The organism is Paenisporosarcina sp. P4_E4_2, from assembly GCF_056401595.1.
The window spans coordinates 1-6544 of the sequence record NZ_JBFUJC010000171.1 but is presented as its reverse complement, the minus strand read 5'-3'; the positions used below and the strand labels follow the sequence as shown (position 1 = coordinate 6544).

The following is a 6544-nucleotide window of genomic DNA, read 5'->3' as shown; positions in this document are numbered from 1 at the left end:
CCTTTAACCGGAACCATAGGGGGATTCATTGGGGGTTACTTTTCAGATCGTTATGGCCGGAAGAAGGTCATGCTATGGACCATACTTGTTTGGGGATTAGTCTATTTCGGATTTTCTCAAGCTTCGCATATTGGCGTGTTTATGGCACTAAATGCTTTAAATGGTCTTTGCCGTTCATTCTTTGAACCATCATCCCAGGCGATGATGGCAGATTTAACTTCGCCACAACAAAGGAAGCGTGTATTCTCATTAAGATATACCGCGATTAACATTGGTGCTTCCCTTGGTCCGCTTCTTGGGGTGTATGTAGCACAATTTTCTTCTTCTTTGCCTTTTTTACTGACGGGTTTGATGTACCTTCTATATGGAAGCACATTGTTCATCATGTTAAATCGTCATTCAATTACACATGTAACGCCTGTTCATCAATTGCCATTGATGGATACGCTGATGGTAACGTGGAAAGATAAAACATTACTCGTATTTATTATTGGCGGCATCTTGATAAATGTTGGCTACTCGCAAATTGATTCGAACTTACCTCAGTACATACAACAGTCGTTTTCTGATGGGGTAGCACTTTTTGCTAAGCTCATTGCACTCAATGCAATTCTCGTTATCATTTTGCAAGTTCCTTTAAGTTTGATTACTGAAAAATGGCCGGTTCTCCGTGTCATGATACTAGGGAGTCTTTTCTTTGCTATCGGGTTTGCAAGTTTTGGTTTTGCTACCACAGCAATTGGCATGATGATTGCAATGGCAATTGTCACCATAGGTGAAATTTTCATTTTCCCATCCACCAGTGTCTTTATTGATCAAATTGCACCCGAGAATCGAAAAGGAACTTACTTTGGGGCTGGCCAGTTTCGGTCCATTGGAAATTTCACTGGTCCTGTTCTTGGTGGATGGTTACTTCAGGACTTCGGCGGGGATTTCTTGTTTTCTGTAATCGCAGTCATTATTTTGTGCAGCATTTTCTTTTACTACTTGGGGAATCTGCACATTCTTGAAAAGCAAAAAGCACAACTTCTGCAGGCAGTGGAGCAATGAAAGAAAACTACTGTTGAAGTAGATACGTAATTAAGTCATAGRCTCAGTTAAATGATGATGTTGTTGATAGGAAGGGAATCTGCGACAAACCTTTTGCTCCTGCGGTTACTCGTCGCAAAGAATAGGGCCAAAAGTTTTTGTCTTATTCTTTCCTGCGGAAAAACCTAAAAACTTGTGCTCCTGTTTCTGTTTCTGTTTCTGCATCGCTACGCTAGCTTCGAAACATGAAAGTACGTTGCATCGCTGCACTAGCTTCGTCCGCGGAAAGAGAGCCGATTCTCTCTACTCAAAAAGTTAACAGAGTCAAGTCATAAAAAAAGGACTAAGGCGCATATGCACCTTAGTCCTTCTATTATTCTTCTGATGAATCTGATTCTGTCGGTAAGTCTTCACTTGCTTCAGTTGTTGATTCTTCTCCATCAACTATTGAAGTTGTGCTTTCTTCACCATCTTCATCAAATTCTTCTTCATCTTCAGCTTTCTCTACTTTTGCGACAGTTGCCACAAGTTCATCATCGCCTAAACGAATCAAGCGAACACCTTGCGTGCTGCGGCCAGTGATAGAAATGCTGTTAACATCCATTCGAATTAACATTCCATTAATCGTGATGAGCATCAAATCTTCTGAACCATCAACCGCTTTAACTGCGGATAATGGACCAGTTTTATCGGTGATTTGGCTTGTCTTAATACCAACTCCACCACGAGACTGCAAACGATACTCCTCTTCAGGTGTACGTTTTCCGTAACCATTCTCCGTCACTACCAATACTTCCTGACCTGGCTCCAGGATTTCCATACCTACGACGTGATCGTCTTCACGTAATCGAATTCCTCGAACGCCAGATGCTGTACGTCCCATTGAACGGATATCTGTTTCTTCAAAACGTACGAGCATACCATTACGAGTTCCGATGATGATGTGTTTTTTCCCATCGGTCAATCGCACAGAAATCAACTCATCGTCGTCTCTTAAAGAGATTGAGATAAGACCGTTCGCTCGAATATTGGCAAATCCACTGACTGGCGTACGTTTCGTTACACCCAGACGCGTGGTAAAGATGAAGTACGCATCGTCTTCAAATGATGCCATCTGAATCATTGCGGTAACTTTCTCTTCTTTATCGACACCTAATAAATTGACGATTGGCAATCCTTTAGCTGTACGACCGTACTCAGGAATTTCGTATCCTTTCGCACGATACACCTTACCTGTGTTGGTAAAGAACAGGATGGTATCGTGAGTAGAAGTGTATAGGAGATGTTCGACGAAATCATTTTCATTCGTACCCATTCCTTGTACGCCTCGTCCACCACGTTTTTGGCTACGATACGTATTTACTGGCAGACGTTTAATGTATCCATTATGAGTCAAAGTCAGAACAGAGTTCTCACGTGGAATCAAATCTTCGTCTTCCATCATTTCAGCGCCACCTGCAGTAATTTCCGTACGTCGTTTATCGCTGAAACGCTCTTTGACTTCATTCAACTCTTCACGAATGATTTGAATAACTTTCAATTCGTCCGCTAAAATCGCTCGAAGTTCTGCAATCAGTTTTTGAAGTTCCTTGTATTCTTCTTCAATTTTATCGCGTTCCAAACCAGTTAAACGTTGAAGACGCATATCAAGAATTGCTTGGGCTTGACGTTCAGACAAGTTGAATTGAGCAATTAATCCTTGTTTTGCTTCTTCTCCCGTCTGTGAACTACGGATCAATGCAATGATTTCATCAATATGATCCAAAGCGATACGAAGACCTTCTAAAATGTGAGCTCGGTCTTCCGCTTTTGTCAGTTCAAACTGTGTACGTCGTTTAATGACGACTTTTTGGTGCTCTAAATAATGATATAAAATCTCTTTCAAGCCAAGTACTTTTGGCTGACCATCGACAAGCGCCAGCATATTCACACCAAAGCTTGATTGAAGAGCTGTTTGTTTATATAAATTGTTTAATAGAACGTTAGCATTGGCGTCTTTACGGACTTCAATGACGATGCGCATTCCGTTACGGTCTGACTCATCGCGAAGATCTGTAATGCCGTCAATTTTCTTATCGCGCACAAGTTCCGCGATTTTTTCGATAAGGCGAGCCTTGTTCACTTGGAATGGAAGTTCATGAACTAAAATGACTTCCTTGCCATTCGATTTTTGTTCAATTTCAACTTTACCGCGGATAATGACAGATCCACGCCCAGTTTCATAAGCACGACGAATGCCGCTTCGTCCTAAAATAATACCACCAGTTGGGAAATCAGGACCTGGAATGATTTCCATTAGCTCTTCAGTAGTGATGGCTTCATTTTCAGCAAGTGCCAACACAGCTTCAATGGTTTCACCCAAATGATGTGGCGGAATATTTGTTGCCATACCAACTGCAATCCCTGACGTACCGTTTACCAATAAGTTTGGATAACGACTTGGTAGGACAATCGGTTCTTTTTCTTGGCCATCATAATTATCTTTGAAGTCAATTGTGTTTTTGTTGATATCACGCAGTAATTCCATCGCGATTTTCGACATACGGGACTCGGTATAACGCATTGCTGCCGCCGCATCTCCATCAACTGATCCAAAGTTTCCGTGACCATCTACTAACATATAACGATAACTCCAGTGTTGCGCCATTCGAACCATTGTGTCATAAACGGCCGTATCACCATGTGGATGGTACTTACCAATTACGTCTCCAACAATACGAGCAGATTTTTTGTACGGTTTTTCTGCCGTATTCCCCAAATCTTGCATCGCATATAAAATACGGCGATGAACAGGTTTTAAACCGTCCCGAACATCTGGAAGAGCTCGTTGAACAATAACACTCATTGCATAGTCAAGAAATGACGTTTTCATCTCTGTACTGATATTAATTCCTCTAACTCCATCATTTGCTATATTCGTCACGCAGGCGACCTCCCTTCACTTGGGGTATTAAATATCCAAGTTTTTCACATAAATTGCATTTTCTTCGATGAATTGACGGCGAGGTTCTACTTCGTCCCCCATCAAACGTTCAAATGTTTCATCTGCATCAATCGCATCTTCTAAGTTTACTTGCAACAAAGTACGAACGGCTGGATCCATTGTTGTATCCCATAATTGAGTCGCATCCATCTCTCCAAGACCTTTGTAACGTTGAATAACTGGTTTTGGTTGTTTTGGCAAGCGCTCCAGGATTTCTGCTAGTTGCTTATCTGAATAACAATACTCCACATTTTTCCCTTGTTTAATCTGGAACAATGGAGGCTGAGCAATATATACATAACCCGCTTCAATCAACGGACGCATGAAACGGAATAAGAAAGTTAATAATAAAGTTCGGATGTGGGCACCATCTACATCGGCATCCGTCATAATGACGATTTTATGATAACGTGCTTTTTCCAACGCAAATTCGTCACCGATACCCGTTCCAAGAGCTGTAATGATCGCACGGATTTCAGTATTCGATAAAATTTTATCTAAACGTGCTTTTTCCACGTTCAAAATTTTCCCTTTTAGCGGTAAAATCGCTTGGAAATGACGATCACGTCCTGATTTTGCTGAACCGCCGGCAGAGTCACCCTCTACTACATACAGTTCACTATCTGCAGGAACACGAGAAGAACAGTCAGCGAGTTTACCAGGTAAACTTGATACTTCCAAAGCGGACTTACGGCGTGTGAATTCACGCGCTTTTTTCGCTGCAACCCGTGCACGTGCAGCCATTAATCCTTTATCAATGACTTTACGGGCAACCGATGGATTCTCCAGCATAAAACGTTCAAACGCTTCCGAAAACAATGAATTCGTAATTGTGCTCACTTCAGAGTTTCCTAATTTCGTTTTCGTTTGTCCTTCAAATTGTGGATCTGGATGTTTGACTGACACAATGGCAGTCAATCCTTCACGCACATCATCACCTGTTAAATTCGTGTCGGCATCTTTGATCATGTTGTTTTTGCGTCCGTAATCATTAATTACGCGCGTTAACGCCATTTTAAAGCCAGATTCGTGCGTACCGCCTTCATACGTATTGATATTGTTCGCGAATGAGAAAATATTAGACGAGTAACCACTGTTATATTGCATAGCGATTTCAATTGAAATGCCGTCTTTTTCACCTTCGATATAAATCGGTTCGTCATGAATCGGCTCTTTTGATTTATTCAAGTGCTCAACGTACGACTTAATACCACCCTCGTAATAGTAAGTGTTCGTGCGCACTTCTTCTTCACGCTCGTCCGAAATGATAATTTTCAAACCGCGGTTCAAGTAAGCTAGCTCACGTAAGCGGTTTGCTAAAATATCATATTCGTAGACTGTTGTTTCGGTAAAAATTTCTGGATCCGCTTTAAAACGGACAGTAGAACCAGTCTTGTCAGTTTCTCCAACAATCGCTAATTCTTTTGTTACTGCACCACGCTCAAATTTGATGTAATGAAGCTTTTCATCACGATGAACATATACTTCCGTTATTTCCGAAAGGGCGTTAACTACTGAGGCACCAACACCATGTAGACCCCCAGAAACTTTGTATCCGCCACCGCCAAATTTACCGCCGGCATGCAATACAGTCATAATGACTTCAACCGCTGGACGTCCCATTTTCTCATGATTGCTGACAGGGATTCCGCGACCGTTATCATCAACTTTAATCCAATTGTCTTTCTCGATTGTGATGGCAATTTCATCACAATGACCAGCCAAGGCTTCGTCAATTGCATTATCTACGATTTCCCATACAAGATGGTGAAGTCCTTTTGAACTCGTCGAACCAATGTACATTCCTGGACGTTTACGTACCGCTTCCAAACCTTCTAATACTTGTATCTGATCAGCATCATAAGATTGCAGTTCTTTTTCTTCCATCGCCATTTAGCTCACCTGCTCTTTCCTACTGTCTTATCGCTATTGTTCTGAAGGGGACTTGCCCCTGGGAATTGAATAAATTTCTTTACGATGTTCTGCGGACTAAGAGGTGATGCATACGTTAAAAAAGGAGTGACGATTAAAGACTTTACACGTGGTATTTCTACCAAGCATCGTGTACGTGGATTTTGCAGCCACGAGTCCCGCTCCGTCTCATCCTTTATCTCGCGAAAATCTAATATCGTGAGGATTTCGCTGTACTTGACGACAATGGTCTTGCCGATAACCACATACAAAACACTCACGCTCCTCCTTCAACATGTCCTTGCTTCACATTAAATATTGCGGCTTGCGTAATCGTTTCATGATCGATGCCATCCACACTTGTTGTGGTAACGAAGGTTTGAACTTCTCCCTGGATGGTATTTAATAAATGAGATTGTCTGTAGTCATCAAGTTCGGATAGCACATCATCCAGCAACAATACCGGTGATTCCCCGACTTCTTGTTTGATTAATTCGATCTCTGCAAGTTTAAGTGACAATGCAGTTGTACGTTGTTGTCCTTGAGAACCATAAGTTTGCACGTCATAGCCATTAACGAAAAACTGCAAATCATCCCGGTGAGGACCGGTTAATGTTACAC

5 protein-coding genes are annotated in these 6544 nt (G+C 41.8%); 1 reads left to right on the top strand and 4 read right to left on the bottom strand.

Going from position 1 to position 6544, the window contains the following annotated elements; genetic code table 11:
* A partial coding sequence (locus tag AC1DSB_RS12235; protein WP_477586803.1) for an MDR family MFS transporter occupies nt 1–1050 on the top strand: 1050 nt, incomplete at its 5' end.
* A 352-nt stretch (nt 1051–1402) separates the two neighbouring features.
* Here the strand turns inward: AC1DSB_RS12235 and gyrA are convergent.
* From gyrA to AC1DSB_RS12215, 4 genes are all read right to left on the bottom strand, one after another.
* On the bottom strand, nt 1403–3901 hold the full coding sequence (gyrA, locus tag AC1DSB_RS12230; protein ID WP_051123227.1) for a DNA gyrase subunit A: 2499 nt from the start codon (nt 3899–3901) through the stop codon (nt 1403–1405).
* A gap of 78 nt (nt 3902–3979) precedes the next feature.
* Nucleotides 3980–5905, bottom strand: a complete 1926-nt coding sequence (gene gyrB, locus AC1DSB_RS12225; protein WP_016428946.1) for a DNA topoisomerase (ATP-hydrolyzing) subunit B — start codon at nt 5903–5905, stop codon at nt 3980–3982.
* A gap of 5 nt (nt 5906–5910) precedes the next feature.
* A complete protein-coding gene (locus tag AC1DSB_RS12220; protein ID WP_196930508.1) occupies nt 5911–6204 on the bottom strand; it encodes a hypothetical protein in 294 nt (97 codons plus the stop codon).
* A partial coding sequence (locus tag AC1DSB_RS12215; protein WP_477586802.1) for a P-loop NTPase family protein occupies nt 6201–6544 on the bottom strand: 344 nt, incomplete at its 5' end. The genes AC1DSB_RS12220 and AC1DSB_RS12215, both read right to left, overlap by 4 nt.